The sequence below is a fragment of the Kitasatospora sp. NPDC058170 genome (genome assembly GCF_042883905.1).
GTDB lineage: Bacteria > Actinomycetota > Actinomycetes > Streptomycetales > Streptomycetaceae > Kitasatospora.
This window is the reverse complement of the sequence record NZ_JBHVUV010000001.1, coordinates 366572-380812: the sequence shown is the minus strand read 5'-3', so window position 1 is coordinate 380812 and position 14241 is coordinate 366572. Positions and strand designations below refer to the sequence as shown.

Below are 14241 nucleotides of genomic sequence, written 5' to 3'. Positions count from 1 at the left end.
GTTCATACCAGACCCGACAGCACCCCCTACCCCGGTGGGAGTCGCCCCCTAACCCTCAAGGGGGACATCCGGTGAAGAATCCACTTCCAGAGGATGAGCAGACGGCTACGGGACGTCTGGCAGACTTCTCGTCCATGGGGGAACCGACCGAGATCCAGCAGACCGGCGCCGATCGCGCCGGCGCGGCGCACGGTGGCGGTTCCGGAGCAGGCCCGGCCGAGCCCGGCCGGATGCCCGACGGAGCCACCCGTGTCGCCCAGTCCCGTTCGGCGGCGCTGCGCAGCCGCGTCCGCGACCAGCGCCGCTCGCCGGCCCGGCCGCGGATCTGGTTCGAGCTCGCCCTGATCGGGATCAGCTACTGGGTGTACTCGCTCGTGCGCAACGCCGTGCCCGAGCAGGAGGCGATAGCCCAGAAGCACGCCTCCTGGATCTGGGACTTCGAGCAGAGCCTGGGCGTCGCGATCGAGCGCTCGGTCAACCACGCGGTCGACAAGGCCTCGTGGCTGATCGTCGGGATGAACTACTACTACGCGACGCTGCACTTCATCGTGACCATCGGCGTGCTGGTCTGGCTCTACCGCCGCCATCCGGGCCGCTACGCCGCCGCCCGCACGGTGCTGTTCGTGACCACCGGCATCGCGCTGGTCGGCTTCTACTTCTTCCCGCTGGCACCGCCCCGGCTGATGACCGACGGCGGGTTCATCGACACCCTGAAGGTCCACAACACCTGGGGTTCGATGGCCTCCGGGCCCGCGACGCACGTCTCCAACCAGTACGCGGCGATGCCCTCGATGCACATCGGCTGGTCGATGTGGTGCGGTCTGGCGATCTTCTTCCTGGCCCGCCGGGCCTGGGTGCGGGTGCTCGGACTGCTGTACCCGCTGGCCACCCTGGTGGTGATCGTCTCGACCGCCAACCACTTCTGGATGGACGCCGTCGGCGGTGAGCTCTGCCTCCTGGTCGGCTTCCTCGCGGCCCGCTGGATCTACCACTCCTGGCCCTACCGACTGCCCCGGGTACCGGCCCGGGAGGCGCGGGACGAGCCGATCACCGTCCCCGAGCAGTGGAGCGAGCCCGCGGTCGGCGCCGGGCAGCGCTGACCCCGCCGACCCGAAGGGCCCCGCAGACCTGGTCTGCGGGGCCCTCGGCGTACACCGGGGCGCCGGACCGGCCGGCGCGGCCCCTCAGCCGTCGTAGAACAGCCGGTCCACCACCGCCCGGGCCCGCCGGGTGGTGCGCCGGTAGTCGTCCACCAGCTCGCCGCTGTGCCCGGTGCCGTAGCCGAGGTAGCGGGCCACCCCGGACAGCTCCCGCGCCTCCGCGGGGAAGCTGTCGCCCGGCCGGCCGCGCACCAGCATCACCGCGGAGCGCACCCGCGAGGCCAGCACCCAGGCGGCGTCCAGCACGGCCGCGTCCTCGGCCCCGACCAGTCCGGCCCCGACGGCCGCGGCCAGGGCCGCCCTGGTCCGGGTGGTGCGCAGGGCCGGCAGCTCGTGCCCGTGCCGGAGCTGGAGCAGCTGGACCGTCCACTCCACGTCCGCCAGGCCGCCCCGGCCGATCTTGGTGTGGGTGGTCGGGTCGGCGCCGCGCGGCAGCCGCTCGGCCTCGATCCTGGCCTTGATCCGGCGGATCTCCACCACGTCCCGCTCCGGCACGCCCGTCCCCGGGTAGCGCAACGGGTCGATCAGCTGCCGGAACCGCTCCCCCAGCTCGGCGTCCCCGGCCACCGGCTCGGCGCGCAGCAGCGCCTGGCTCTCCCAGGCGTGCGACCAGCGCCGGTAGTACGCGGCGTACGAGGCGAGGGTGCGCACCAGCGGGCCGTTGCGGCCCTCGGGGCGCAGGTCGGCGTCGACCAGCAGCGGCGGTTCGGTGGAGGGCGCGCCCAGCAGGGTGCGCAGCTCGTGGCAGACCGCCTGGGCGGCCCGGGCGGCGTCCTGGTCCAGCGAGCCCAGCAGCGGCTCGTGGACGAAGAGCACGTCCGCGTCGGAGCCGTAGCCGAGCTCGCGCCCGCCGAAGCGGCCCATCGCGATCACCGCGATCCGGGTCGGCAGCTCGCCGTGCCGGGCCTCCCAGCCGGCGGTGCAGGCGCGCAGCGCGCCCTGGAGGGTCGCGGCGTTCAGCGCGGTGAGCGCCTCCCCCGCGGCGTCCAGCGCCTCGGCGGGGTCGTCGCCGAGCCGGCCGAGGACGTCGGCGGCGGCGGTCCGGAACAGCTCCCTGCGGCGCACCGAGCGGGCCGCGGCAACGGCGGTGGCGGCGGTGTCGGCCCGGCCGACGGCGGCCAGTATCTCCTGCTCCAGGGCGGGTCGGCCGCGCGGCGCCAGGCCCTGCGGGTCGCCGAGCATGGCGACCGCCTCCGGGGCGCGCAGCAGCAGGTCGGGGGCGAGCCGGCCGGCCGACAGGACCCGGGCCAGCTGCTCGGCGGCGGCGCTCTCGTCGCGCAGCAGCCGCAGGTACCAGGGGGTGCGGCCGAGCGCGTCGGAGACCTGGCGGAAGTTGAGCAGCCCGGCGTCCGGGTCGGCGGAGTCGGCGAACCAGCCGAGCAGCACCGGCAGCAGGGTGCGCTGGATGGCGGCCTTGCGGCTGACGCCCGAGGCGAGCGCGCTGAGGTGGCGCAGCGCGGCGGCCGGGTCGGCGTAGCCGAGCGCCTCCAGCCGGGCGCGGGCGGCGTCCGGGGTGAGGCCGGCGGCGCCGGTCGGCAGCTCGGCGACGGCGTCCAGCAGCGGCCGGTAGAACAGCTTCTCGTGCAGTCGGCGGACCTCGACGGAGTGCCGCCGCCACTCGCGCTGGAGGGCGGCGACCGGGTCGGCGCGGGTGTCGTCGTTGATCAGCGGCGCGAGCGAGCGGGCGAGCCGGCGCTGGTCGCCCTCGGCCTTGGGCATCAGATGGGTGCGGCGCAGCCGGTGCAGCTGGATGCGGTGCTCCAGCGAGCGCAGGAAGCGGTAGGCGGTGTCCAGCGAGACGGCGTCGGCCCGGCCGACGTAGCCGCCGCGGGAGAGCGCGGCGAGCGCCTCCAGGGTGTTGCCGCTGCGCAGCGCCGGGTCGGTGCGGCCGTGCACCAGCTGGAGCAGTTGGACGGAGAACTCGACGTCGCGCAGGCCGCCCGGGCCGAGCTTGAGCTGGCGGTCCAGCTCGGTGGCGGGGATGGAGTCGATCACCCGGCGGCGCATCTGCTGCACGTCGGCGACGAAGTTCTCCCGGGCGGCGGCCTGCCAGACCATCGGGGCGAGCGCGTCCAGGTAGGCGGCGCCGAGTTCGGCGTCCCCGGCGACCGGGCGGGCCTTGAGCAGGGCCTGGAACTCCCAGGTCTTGGCCCAGCGCTGGTAGTAGGCGAGGTGGCTGGCCAGGGTGCGGACCAGCGGGCCGTTGCGGCCCTCGGGGCGCAGGTTGGCGTCCACCGGCCAGATGGTGCCCTCGCCGGTGGTGTCGGAGCAGATCCGGGTGAGGGCGGCGGCGAGCCGGGTGGCGCCCTTGACGGCCTCGTGCTCGTCGACGCCCTCCTGCGGCTCGGCGACGAAGATGACGTCGACGTCGGAGACGTAGTTGAGTTCGCGCCCGCCGCACTTGCCCATGCCGATGACGGCGAGGCGGCAGGACCGGGCGGCCTCCGGGTCCTGCTCGGCGGCGATGTCGAGGGCGGTCTGCAGGGTGGCGCCGGCCAGGTCGGCGAGCTCGGCGGCGGTCTGGGCGAGGTCGGTGGTGCCGGTGAGGTCGCGGGCGGCGATGGCCAGCAGGCAGCGGCGGTAGGCGACCCGCAGGGCGTCCGGACGGTCGGGCACGCCGTGGCCCCGAACGCCCTGGTCGAGCGCGCGCCGGAAGTCGTCCGGGCCTGGGTGCATGTCGCGCAGCTCGAAGGTGACCAGGGCGTGCCAGTCGTGCGGGTGCCGGGCCAGGTGGTCGGCGAGCGCGGCGGACGCGCCGAGCACGCCGAGCAGGCGGTCGCGCAGCGGCTTGGAGGTGGTGAGGGTGTCGCGCAGGGTGTGCCGGTCCTGCTCGTCGGCGGCCTCCAGCAGTCGGGCGAGGCCGAGCAGGGCGAGGTCCGGGTCGGCGGTCGCGCCGAGCGCGTCCAGCAGGACGGGGTCGTCGGCCAGCCCCTCCAGGCCGGGCCCGGCGAGCAGCCGGACGGCCTGCGCCGGATCGGTGAATCCGCGCCGCACCAGCCTGATCTCCGGCCGGCTGACCCGGCTCCCGGCCCGCTGATCCTCCACCGACATCGCCCCTCCGGCTTCCGGCCCGCGCGGCCCGCGCCCGACCGGTCCGAGCCGCCTCCAGCAGGGTACGCGGCCGCGCTCCGCGCCGCGCGCCCCGGCGCCGGCCGCCCGGCGGGAACGATCACGCGGGTCCGGTGGCGTGTCCTCGGCCGGCCCCGGCTCGTTGGACCGGAGCCGACCCGTCCGGCCCCGCCTTCCCCCGCCTTCCCCCGCCTCGTCCCGCCCCCGGAGCGCCGATGCCCGCCCGACTGCCGTCGCTCACCGGGCTGCGGTTCTGGGCCGCGCTGCTGGTGGTGCTCTACCACCTCGCCCGCAAGGTGGGCGAGGTGCCGCTGCTGGGCCCGCTCGCCTGGTACGGCCGCAGCGGCGTGACGTTCTTCTTCGTGCTCTCCGGCTTCGTCCTGGCCTGGACGTACGACGGGGCGCCGACCACCGCGGGGCGCTTCGCCCGCCGCCGGTTCGCCCGGATCTGGCCGCTGCACGCGCTGACCACGGCGGTGTCGCTCGGCGCGGACGCCGCGATCGGCGCGGCGCTGCCGCTGGCGGCGGCGCTCTGGTCGCTGCCGCTGGTGCACCCGTGGGCCCGGGAGACGGTCTTCGGCGGCAACCCGGCCTCCTGGTCGCTGGGCGCGGAGGCCTGGTTCTACCTGCTCTTCCCTCTCCTGCTGCGCACGCTGGCGCCGCGCCGGCGGTCCTGGCTGCCGCTCGCCCTGCTCTGTGCGGCACTCGGCCCGGCGCTCTGGGCGGCGGGCGCGCTGCTGCCGGACGACCCGGCGGTGCGCGGCTGGCTGCTGGACTACCTGCCGCTGACCCGCACCCCGCAGTTCGTCCTCGGTGTGGCCACCGGGCTGGCCGTCCGGCACGGGCGGCTCCCCCGCGTCCCGCTCGCCGGCGCCGCGGCGGCCGTGGCCGGCTGGCACCTGCTGCTGGTGCCGTGGCACGCGGCCGCCCCGGACTCCGCCTGGTGGGGCCCCTACAGCGCGTCCCAGCTGATGGCGGCGCCGCTGTTCGCCGCGCTGCTGGTGGCGGCCGCCCAGCGGGACGGCGCCGGGGCCGGGCCGCGGCTGCTGGCGGGCCCGGTGGCGGTACGGCTCGGCGAGTGGTCCTACGCCTGGTACCTGGTGCACGAGATCGGCATCCGCTGCTGGCTGGGCACCGCGGGCCGCCCGGCGCCCGGCGCGGCGCTGCCGGTCGTCTGGCTGCTGCTGGCCGCCGGGAGCCTGCTGGTGGCGGGCGGACTGTACCGGTGGGTGGAGCGGCCGTGCGAGCGCGCCCTGCGCGGGCGCCCCGCGCACACGGCGGCGCCGCTGCCGCACCCCGGCCTGCGGGTGCTGCGGCAGCGGCGCCGGGCGGTGGCGCCCGGTCAGCCCTCCAGGGAGCCGTCCAGGTTGACGTAGGCGTAGAAGACGCCCAGGTCGTAACCGTCCTTGTCGGTGTCGAACCGGATGGAGATGTCGGTGTCCCCGTTGCGCAGGTAGGGCGAGATGTCCCACCGGTTGGAGTCGTAGCCGAAGTTGTTGCGGTTGTACGGGTTGCGGGCGAACTGGTCGGCCGGGGACAGCTCCTCGATGGTGGAGTTGAACGAGTCGTTGACCGCGTGGTTCACGTCCTGGAAGGGCGTCAGCGGGCCGTTGGTGGACTTCATGGCGAGGGTGTCGCCGGTCCACTTCAGGTCGCCGTCGTAGACCACGAAGCCGAGCTTGCCCGCGACCGGGCCGGTGGCCGGCGTCTGCAGCCCGTCGAGGGTGAACTCGCGCGGCGGGCTGTCCGGCAGCTCGACCTGGAAGCCGTCCCACACGTGGACGTGGCGCAGCGGCTTGCACGGGTTCTCGTACGCCACCACGATCGTCCAGCCGCCCCAGCTGTGCGGCTTGACCACGGAGTCCATGTTGGCCGCGGTGTAGGTGCCGTTGCCGGACTGCTTCACCAGGTCGGTGATGTCGGCGGAGGCCTGGTAGCTGCTCTCCTCGCTGGTGGTGATGTAGCCGATCGAGGGCTGGTCGTTGGCGATGTTGCGGTACTGGTTCTCGCCGGGGAACTTCAGGTAGATCTCGTCGATCTGGCTCTCCGGCAGCACGGTGTCGCCGATGCCGCGGGTCCCGCCCCAGTACAGGCGGGCGTACTTGATCTCGGAGCCCTCCAGCAGGTTGAGGTCGGCCGAGCTGGCGGAGTAGATCGGGTCGCCGAGCGGGCCGATGCTGCCCGGATCGATGTTGATGTACTTCATCTGGTAGTTGTTGTTGATCGGGCGGCTGCCCGCGCCGGTCCGGGCGTCCACGCACGCCGGCTGCGCCGGGTCGACCGGCGGCTGGGTCTCGTCACAGGTCATCAGCGAGTTGCTGATCCGGGTCACCGACCCGTGGAAGTCGCCCTGGAACCGCGTCGTGAACGGGATCGGGTTCGAGGCGATGGTGTCGGCGCGCAGTTCGGGCTGCTTGGGCCCGGACCCGCGGGCGTCGGCGACGGGGCTGACCAGCAGCTGACCGGCGACGGCGGCGAAGGCCGCCCCCGCGATCCCGATCCGGCGGGCGAGCAGACGGGCGGCGGCGGCGCGGCTGACGGTGGAGGAGGGCATGGGGTCCTTCCAGGTGAGGAGGGGTGGATCACGCTTATCGGATCACAACCCAACGTCACAATCCCCTCACATACCGCCATCGGTGAGCGCGCCAACCCAAACGGAGGGCCCGCCGTCATCCATTCGAATGACGACGGGCCCTCCGGTACTTGACCGGGCGTCAGCGGAGCCCTGCGGCTACAGCACCTGGAGGTTCTTGCGCAGCTCGAAGGGGGTGACCTCGGAGCGGTACTCCTCCCACTCCTGGCGCTTGTTGCGGAGAAAGAAGTCGAACACGTGCTCGCCGAGGGTCTCGGCGACCAGCTCGCTGCGCTGCATCAGGTCGATCGCCTCGCCGAGGTTCTGCGGCATCGGCTGGATGCCCATCGCCCGCCGCTCGGCGTCGGACAGCGCCCAGACGTCGTCGTCGGCGCCGGCCGGGAGCTCGTAGCCCTCCTCGATGCCCTTCAGGCCGGCGGCCAGGGTGACGGCGTAGGCGAGGTAGGGGTTGCAGCCGGTGTCCAGCGAGCGGACCTCGACCCGGGTGGAGCCCTGCTTGCCGGGCTTGTACATCGGGACGCGGATCAGCGCGGAGCGGTTGTTGTGGCCCCAGCAGATGTACGACGGTGCCTCGCCGCCGGCGCCCGCGGTGCGCTGCGAGCCGCCCCAGATCCGCTTGTAGGAGTTGACCCACTGGTTGGTGACGGCGGCCGTCTCGGCGGCGTGCCGGAGCAGGCCGGCGATGAAGGAGCGGCCCACCTTGGACAGCTGGTACTCGGCGCCGGACTCGTGGAAGGCGTTGCGGTCGCCCTCGAAGAGCGAGAGGTGGGTGTGCATCCCGGAGCCCGGGTGGTCGGAGAAGGGCTTGGGCATGAAGCTGGCGTGCACGCCCTGCTCCAGTGCGACCTCCTTCATGACCAGGCGGAACGTCATGATGTTGTCGGCGGTGGAGAGCGCGTCGGCGTACCGCAGGTCGATCTCCTGCTGCCCGGGGGCACCCTCGTGGTGGGAGAACTCCACCGAGATGCCCATCGACTCCAGCATGGTGATCGCCTGGCGGCGGAAGTCGTGGCCCACGCCGCGCGGGGTGTGGTCGAAGTAGCCGGACTGGTCCGCGGGGATCGGCGCGGTGCCGTCGCCCGGCAGGTTCTTCAGCAGGAAGAACTCGATCTCGGGGTGGGTGTAGAAGGTGAACCCGAGGGCGGAGGCCTTCTCCAGGGTCCGCTTGAGCACGAACCGGGGGTCGGCGTAGGACGGCGAGCCGTCCGGCATCAGGATGTCGCAGAACATCCGGGCCGTCCCCGGGGTCTCCGAGCGCCACGGCAGGATCTGGAAGGTGGTCGGGTCCGGCTTGGCGATCATGTCCGACTCGTAGACCCGGGCGAATCCCTCGATCGCCGACCCGTCGAAGCCGATGCCCTCCTCGAAGGCCTGCTCCAGCTCCGCCGGAGCCACCGCGACCGACTTGAGGAACCCGAGCACGTCGGTGAACCACAGCCGGACGAAACGGATGTCACGCTCTTCGAGCGTCCGGAGCACGAACTCCTGCTGCTTGCCCATGGGGACAGTCTCACCTCTGCTCTTTACGTTCGTGTTACGCCCGGAAACCACCCGAAAGCGACTGCCCCCATCATGGCGGATCACCGGCCCCCAGGGCAGTGGCGACCCCGGCCGAACGACATCGCGTCAGATCGACGATTAGACTCGGGACATGCCCAATCTCCGTCTCGCCCTGAGCCAGACCGACCCCTGGGTCGGTGACATCGCACGCAACGGCGATGAGGTGGTGCGCTGGACCAGGCAGGCCTTCGAGGCCGGCGCCCAGCTGGTCGCGTTCCCCGAGATGGCCCTGACCGGGTACCCGGTCGAGGACCTCGCCCTGCGCGGGTCGTTCGTCGAGGCGTCCCGGTCCGCGCTGGCCGGGCTGGCGGAGCGGCTGGCCGACGAGGGCCTGGGATCCCTGCCGGTGGTGGTCGGATACCTCGGGCGCTCCGAGCACGCCGCGCCGCGGTTCGGGCGGCCGGCCGGCTCCCCGCAGAACTGCGCGGCGGTGCTGCACCGGGGCGAGGTGGTCACCCGCTTCGCCAAGCACCACCTGCCCAACTACGGCGTGTTCGACGAGTACCGCTGGTTCGTCCCCGGCGACCAGCTTCCGGTGCTGCGGCTGCACGGGGTGGACGTCGCCCTGGCGATCTGCGAGGACATCTGGCAGGACGGCGGCCGGGTCACGGCCGCCCGCGAGGCCGGGGCCGGCCTGCTGCTGGTGGTCAACGGCTCGCCGTACGAGCGGAACAAGGACGACGCCCGGCTGGAGCTGGTCCGCCGCCGCGCCGCCGAGGCGGGCTGCCCGCTGGCCTACGTCAACATGGTGGGCGCCCAGGACGAGCTGGTCTTCGACGGCGACTCGATCGTGGTCGCCCCGGACGGCGCGGTGCTGGCCCGCTCCCCCCAGTTCGAGGAGCACCTGATGGTCCTCGACCTCGACCTGCCGGCCGCGAGCAGCGACCACACCGACGGCCTGCTGCTCGGCGACGGGCTGCACCTGGTCCGCACCGAGCTGGGCGGCGACCCCGGGCCGGCGCCCGCCGTGCCGCTGACCGCCGAGGTGGCCCCCCGGATCCCGGACGAGGCGGAGATCTGGGCCGCGCTGGTCTCCGGCACCCGGGCGTACGTCACCAAGAACGGCTTCGGGTCCGTGCTGATCGGCCTCTCCGGCGGCATCGACTCGGCCCTGGTGGCGGCCATCGCGGTGGACGCGGTCGGCGCCGGGAACGTCCACTGCGTCTCGATGCCGAGCCGCTACTCCTCGCAGCACTCCAGGGACGACGCCGCCGAGCTGGCCCGCCGCACCGGGCTGCACTTCCGGACCGTGTCGATCGCCCCGATGTTCGACGCCTACCTGGCGGCCACCGAGCTGACCGGACTGGCCGAGGAGAACCTGCAGTCCCGGCTGCGCGGCACGCTGCTGATGGCGATCTCCAACCAGGAGGGGCACCTGGTGCTCGCCCCCGGCAACAAGAGCGAGCTGGCGGTCGGCTACTCCACGCTGTACGGCGACTCGGTCGGCGCGTACGGGCCGATCAAGGACGTCTACAAGTCGCTGGTCTTCCGGCTCGCCCGCTGGCGCAACGAGGAGGCCGAGCGGCGCGGCGAGCAGCCGCCGATCCCGCCGAACACCATCGACAAGCCGCCGTCCGCCGAGCTGCGGCCGGACCAGGTGGACACCGACTCGCTGCCGGACTACGACCTGCTGGACACCGTGCTCGACCTCTACGTCGAGGGAGACCAGGGCCGGGACGCCATCGTCGCGGCCGGTTTCGACCCGGCCGTGGTCGACCGGATCGTCCGGCTGGTCGACACCGCCGAGTACAAGCGCCGACAGTACCCGCCGGGCCCGAAGATCTCGGTCAAGGGCTTCGGACGGGACCGCCGGCTGCCGATCACCAACCGCTGGCGCCGCGGCTGACCCCCGGCCGCCGGGGGGCCCGCCCCCCGGTACCGGCGGTCAGTACCGGTAGTCGGCGGCGATCGCGAGGTGGTCGCTGCCGTCCTGGCCCAAGGTGCGGGAGTCGGTGGGCCGGAGGCCGCCCTTGCTCATGATCTGGTCGATCCGGGCCATCGGGAACGAGGCCGGCCAGCTGAAGCCGAAGCCGTCCCCCGCCGCGCCCTGGGCCGAGCGCATCTGCGAGGTGATCGGCGCCAGGCTGCGGTCGTTCATGGTGCCGTTGAGGTCGCCGAGCAGCAGGACCTTCTTCAGCGGCTCGGCCTCGACGGCGTCGCCGAGCGCCTGCGCGCTGGCGTCCCGCTGGTCGACGGTGAAGCCGCCCTCGGCCTTCAGCCGGACGGACGGCAGGTGCGCGACGTACACCGCCACCGGGCCCTGCGGCGTGGCGACCTGGGCGCGGAACGCCCTGGTCCAGCCCATCTTGATGTCCACCACGGACACTCCGCTGATCGGGTACTTCGACCAGAGGCCGACCGTGCCCTCCACCGCGTGGTACGGGTAGGCGTCGGCCAGCCCGCTCTCGTAGCTGCGCAGCGCCTTGCCGGCCAGCTCCTGGAGGGCGACGATCTGGGCGCCGGAGTCCTTCAGCAGCTGCACCGTGCGCTGCGGGTCGGCGTTGGCCGCGGCGACGTTGTGGCTGACCACCGTCCAGTCGCCGGCGCCGCCGCCCTTGTCGCTGAGCAGCCCGCCGAACAGGTTGAGCCAGACCAGGGTGAGCGCCAGCAGCGCGATCAGCGCGGTGGCGGAGCGCCGCAGCAGGGCGGGCAGCAGCAGGACCGGGACGGCCAGGCCCAGCCAGGGCAGGAAGGTCTCCAGCAGGCTGCCGAGGTTGCCGACGGAGTTCGGGACGTCGGCGTGGAAGACCAGCAGGGCGGTGGTGAGCAGGGCGAGCACGGCGAGGACCAGGCCGCGCCGCCAGGTGGTGGCGCCCCGGGCGTCGCGGCCCCACTGCCGCAGGCCCAGGAAGCCGCGGCCCGGACGGGATCCCTCGGAGGCGCTCCCGGCGGTGGCCGGCCCGCTGCCGCCCTCCGCCGGTACCGCCGCGCGATCCGCCCTGTCCGCCTGTGCCATGCCGTGGCTCCCGTCGTTCGTGCCGCCTGCCGGTCCGATGCCGTGGCCGCCGGGTGGGCGGACGGTGTGCCGGACTGGTGCCGGTTTGATCGGATTCCCGGCTCAGCCTATGCCGGGACAGACGCGGGCTCCGCGGAGCGGGTTCCGGCGTGGCCGGGATTGGTGAGGCAGGCCACGCCGCAGGTCACAGTCCCGCTACAGGTCGCCCCCGGGGAGGTCCCGGACCGCCGGGTGCGGGACCGGGCCGAGCCCCTGGAGCAGGGCGTCGACCATCCGGGCGGCCAGCCCGGGGTCGTCCAGGTCGGAGTCGTCCCACAGGATGCTGCGGGCCAGGATCGGCCCCATCAGCAGGTCGCCGAGCAGGTCCTCGTCGAGGTCGGCCCGCAGCTCGCCCTGGAGGATCCCCCGACGGATCAGCTCGTAGGCCGCCTGCCGGCGCGGCATGATCACCCGGTCGCGGTAGGCGGTGCGCAGCTCGGGCCAGCTGTGCATCTGGCCGAGGGCGGCCTTGAGGACCCAGCGGGAGCGCTTGGTGAGGCCGCGGATGCGCATGTACTCGATCATCGCGACCAGGTCGTCCCGGACGGAGCCGCCGGTCGGCTCGGGCACCGGGGCCTCCAGCCGGCTGACCATGTCCACCAGCAGGGCCTCCTTGTTGGGCCAGCGCCGGTAGATGGTGGCCTTGCCGACGCCGGCGGCGGTGGCGATGCCCTCGATGGTCAGTTCGGCCAGGGCCGTACCCCCCGCCATCAGCTCCTCGACCGCGGCGAAGATCGCCTGCTCGGCCGCCTCGCTGCGGGGGCGGCCCCGGCGCGGCCCGGGATAGGCCGCGACGACCGTGGTGTCCGTCTTCATCCCCGCTCTTTCCTCCTGGGTGCGCGCGGGCGCGCGGCGCCGTCCTCTTCGATTGTCGTCCGTGGCCACGGCCCGGTGGAAGCCCGGCACGGACGGCGGCCCCGCCCTCCCGGTACGCCCGGGGAGGCGGGGCCCCCTATTCTCACCCGTCGCGCTCGCCGGTCAGGCTCCCGCGGCCTCCGGCTCGCGGGCCGGTCCGGACAGATCGGGCTGCTGCTCGCCGGGCCGGGAGGCGCCGGGGGCACCACCGGGAGCACCGGGGGCGCCACCGGGGGCGCCGGGCCCGCCGGCCGCGATCCGGCCGGGGAGCAGCACCCAGGCCAGCAGCGCGCCGAAGGCGGTGATGCCGGCGGACAGGCCCGCCACCACGTGCATGGCGTTGATGAACGACTCGTTGGCCGGGCCGACCAGGTCGGCGCCCTGCTGGCCGAGCCGCCCGGCGACGGCCAGGGTGGCCTCCAGGGACTCGCCCGCCTTCTCCCGCAGCGCCTCGGTCGGCAGCTGGTCCAACTTGTCCGAGATGCCGTCCCGGTAGACGGTGGAGAGCACCGCGCCGAGCACGGCGACCCCGAGCGAGCCGCCCACCTGGCGGAAGGTGTTGTTGATCGCCGAACCGGCGCCGGCCTTCTCGCGCGGCAGCGAGGCCATGATCGCGACGGTGACCGGCGGCATCACGTGCGCCATGCCGGTGCCCATCAGCAGGCCGAGCACGACCAGCACCCAGATCGGCGTGGTGGCGTTCAGCAGCAGGTAGCCGAGGAAGCCGAGCGCGATCAGCACCATGCCGCCGGCGCAGGTGGCGCGGATGCCGAAGCGGTCGACCACCAGCCGGGCCCGGGGGGCGAACAGCAGCTGGGCGACGGCCAGCGGCAGCATCAGCACACCGGCCTGCAGGGCGCTGTAGCCGCGCACGCTCTGGATGTAGAAGACGCCGAAGAAGGAGACGCCCATCAGCGCGAAGAAGACCACGCCGACGACGACCACGGAGGCGCTGAACACCTTGTTGCGGAACCAGGTGACGTCCAGCGCGGGGTGGGCGGTACGGCGCTCGAACCAGACGAAGCCGACCAGGGCCAGCACACCGACCAGCATCGGCACCCAGGCGCCGACGGCGGTGAAGTCGGCGAGCTCGCCGCCCTTGATGATGCCGTAGATCAGCGCGACCAGGCCGATGATCGAGAGCAGTACGCCGATCGGGTCGAGCCGGCCCGGGTTGGGGTCCTTGGACTCGGGCACCAGCAGCACCATCATGACGACGGCGACGATCACGATCGGGACGTTGATCAGGAAGACCGAGCCCCACCAGAAGTGCTCGATCAGCAGACCGCCGGTGATCGGGCCGATCGCGATGGCCAGGCCGACCGCGCCGGCCCAGATGCCGATCGCCTTGGGCTGCTCGGCGCGCTCGAAGACGTTCATGATGATGGCGAGCGTCGCGGGCATCGCGAGAGCGCCGCCGACGCCCATCAGGGCGCGGTAGCCGATGAGTTCACCCGGTGAGGCGGCCAGCGCCGAGAGCAGCGAGGCGAGGCCGAAGACCACCATGCCCGCCAGCAGCGCGCGCTTGCGGCCGAAGCGGTCGCCGAGCAGGCCTGAGGTGAACAGCAGTCCGGCGAACACCAGGGTGTAGGAGTTGATCGACCATTCCAGGTCGCTCTGGCTGGCGCCGAGGCCGGTGGGCGCCGGGGACGCGATGGTCTTCATCGCGACGTTGAGGATCGAGTTGTCGAGCACGACGACGAGCAGGGCGAGCACCAGGGTGCCCAGGATCGCCCAGCGGCGGCGGTGGATGGCTTCCGGCACACGGGGTGGCGCGGCTGCGGTGGTCATTGGAGTTCCCGTCCGTGGTGGCGTGGCACTGGCGGGCCTGTCCACGCCGTCTTTTCGAGCCGACGGCGTCTCGTAACCCCCTGGAGCAGCGTAGCTCGATTTTCGATACGAGACGACTCCGTTTCATAAAGTTTGGGCAAAGGCCCGGCCCGCGCGGGCGGTGTGCCACAGATCGCAACGGAGGGGATGCACCCCTCTTTGCGCCCGCGCGCGGGCGT

9 protein-coding genes are annotated in these 14241 nt (G+C 73.4%); 3 read left to right on the top strand and 6 right to left on the bottom strand.

From position 1 onward, the window contains the following. Positions 1 to 134 precede the first annotated feature (134 nt). Positions 135 to 1100 carry a phosphatase PAP2 family protein gene (locus tag ACFVVX_RS01765; RefSeq protein ID WP_387940228.1) on the top strand — a complete coding sequence of 322 codons (966 nt, stop codon included), beginning with the start codon at positions 135 to 137 and terminating at the stop codon, positions 1098 to 1100. Positions 1101 to 1184: 84 nt separating this feature from the next. Here ACFVVX_RS01765 and ACFVVX_RS01760 read toward each other — a convergent pair whose 3' ends face one another. Further along, positions 1185 to 4211 carry a bifunctional [glutamine synthetase] adenylyltransferase/[glutamine synthetase]-adenylyl-L-tyrosine phosphorylase gene (locus tag ACFVVX_RS01760; RefSeq protein ID WP_387940226.1) on the bottom strand — a complete coding sequence of 1009 codons (3027 nt, stop codon included), beginning with the start codon at positions 4209 to 4211 and terminating at the stop codon, positions 1185 to 1187. A 233-nt stretch (positions 4212 to 4444) separates the two neighbouring features. Between ACFVVX_RS01760 and ACFVVX_RS01755 the strand changes: the two genes are divergently transcribed. After that, entirely contained in the window at positions 4445 to 5605 is a 1161-nt protein-coding gene (locus ACFVVX_RS01755; RefSeq protein ID WP_387940225.1) for an acyltransferase family protein, read from the top strand. On the opposite strand, the gene ACFVVX_RS01750 is transcribed toward ACFVVX_RS01755, so the two are convergent. Continuing rightward, positions 5572 to 6783 carry a hypothetical protein gene (locus tag ACFVVX_RS01750; RefSeq protein ID WP_387940223.1) on the bottom strand — a complete coding sequence of 404 codons (1212 nt, stop codon included), beginning with the start codon at positions 6781 to 6783 and terminating at the stop codon, positions 5572 to 5574. The genes ACFVVX_RS01755 and ACFVVX_RS01750 overlap by 34 nt on opposite strands. Before the next feature lie 177 nt (positions 6784 to 6960). Continuing rightward, the gene (gene glnA, locus ACFVVX_RS01745) at positions 6961 to 8322 is read right to left on the bottom strand and encodes a type I glutamate--ammonia ligase (RefSeq protein ID WP_387940221.1); all 1362 of its coding nucleotides are present in this window, start codon (positions 8320 to 8322) and stop codon (positions 6961 to 6963) included. Between the two features lie 151 nt (positions 8323 to 8473). On the opposite strand from glnA, the gene ACFVVX_RS01740 reads away from it, so the two are divergent. Next, positions 8474 to 10228: an NAD+ synthase gene (locus tag ACFVVX_RS01740; protein ID WP_387940219.1), complete on the top strand. Its 1755-nt coding sequence runs from the start codon at positions 8474 to 8476 to the stop codon at positions 10226 to 10228. A gap of 39 nt (positions 10229 to 10267) precedes the next feature. Here ACFVVX_RS01740 and ACFVVX_RS01735 read toward each other — a convergent pair whose 3' ends face one another. The 3 genes from ACFVVX_RS01735 to ACFVVX_RS01725 form a co-directional block, all read right to left on the bottom strand. Continuing rightward, positions 10268 to 11338 carry an endonuclease/exonuclease/phosphatase family protein gene (locus tag ACFVVX_RS01735; RefSeq protein ID WP_387940217.1) on the bottom strand — a complete coding sequence of 357 codons (1071 nt, stop codon included), beginning with the start codon at positions 11336 to 11338 and terminating at the stop codon, positions 10268 to 10270. Between the two features lie 195 nt (positions 11339 to 11533). After that, positions 11534 to 12193, bottom strand: coding sequence for a TetR/AcrR family transcriptional regulator (locus ACFVVX_RS01730; protein WP_387940215.1), 660 nt, complete (start codon positions 12191 to 12193; stop codon positions 11534 to 11536). Positions 12194 to 12355: 162 nt separating this feature from the next. Next, the gene (locus ACFVVX_RS01725; RefSeq protein WP_387940213.1) at positions 12356 to 14023 is read right to left on the bottom strand and encodes an MFS transporter; all 1668 of its coding nucleotides are present in this window, start codon (positions 14021 to 14023) and stop codon (positions 12356 to 12358) included. Between the last annotated feature and the right edge of the window lie 218 nt (positions 14024 to 14241).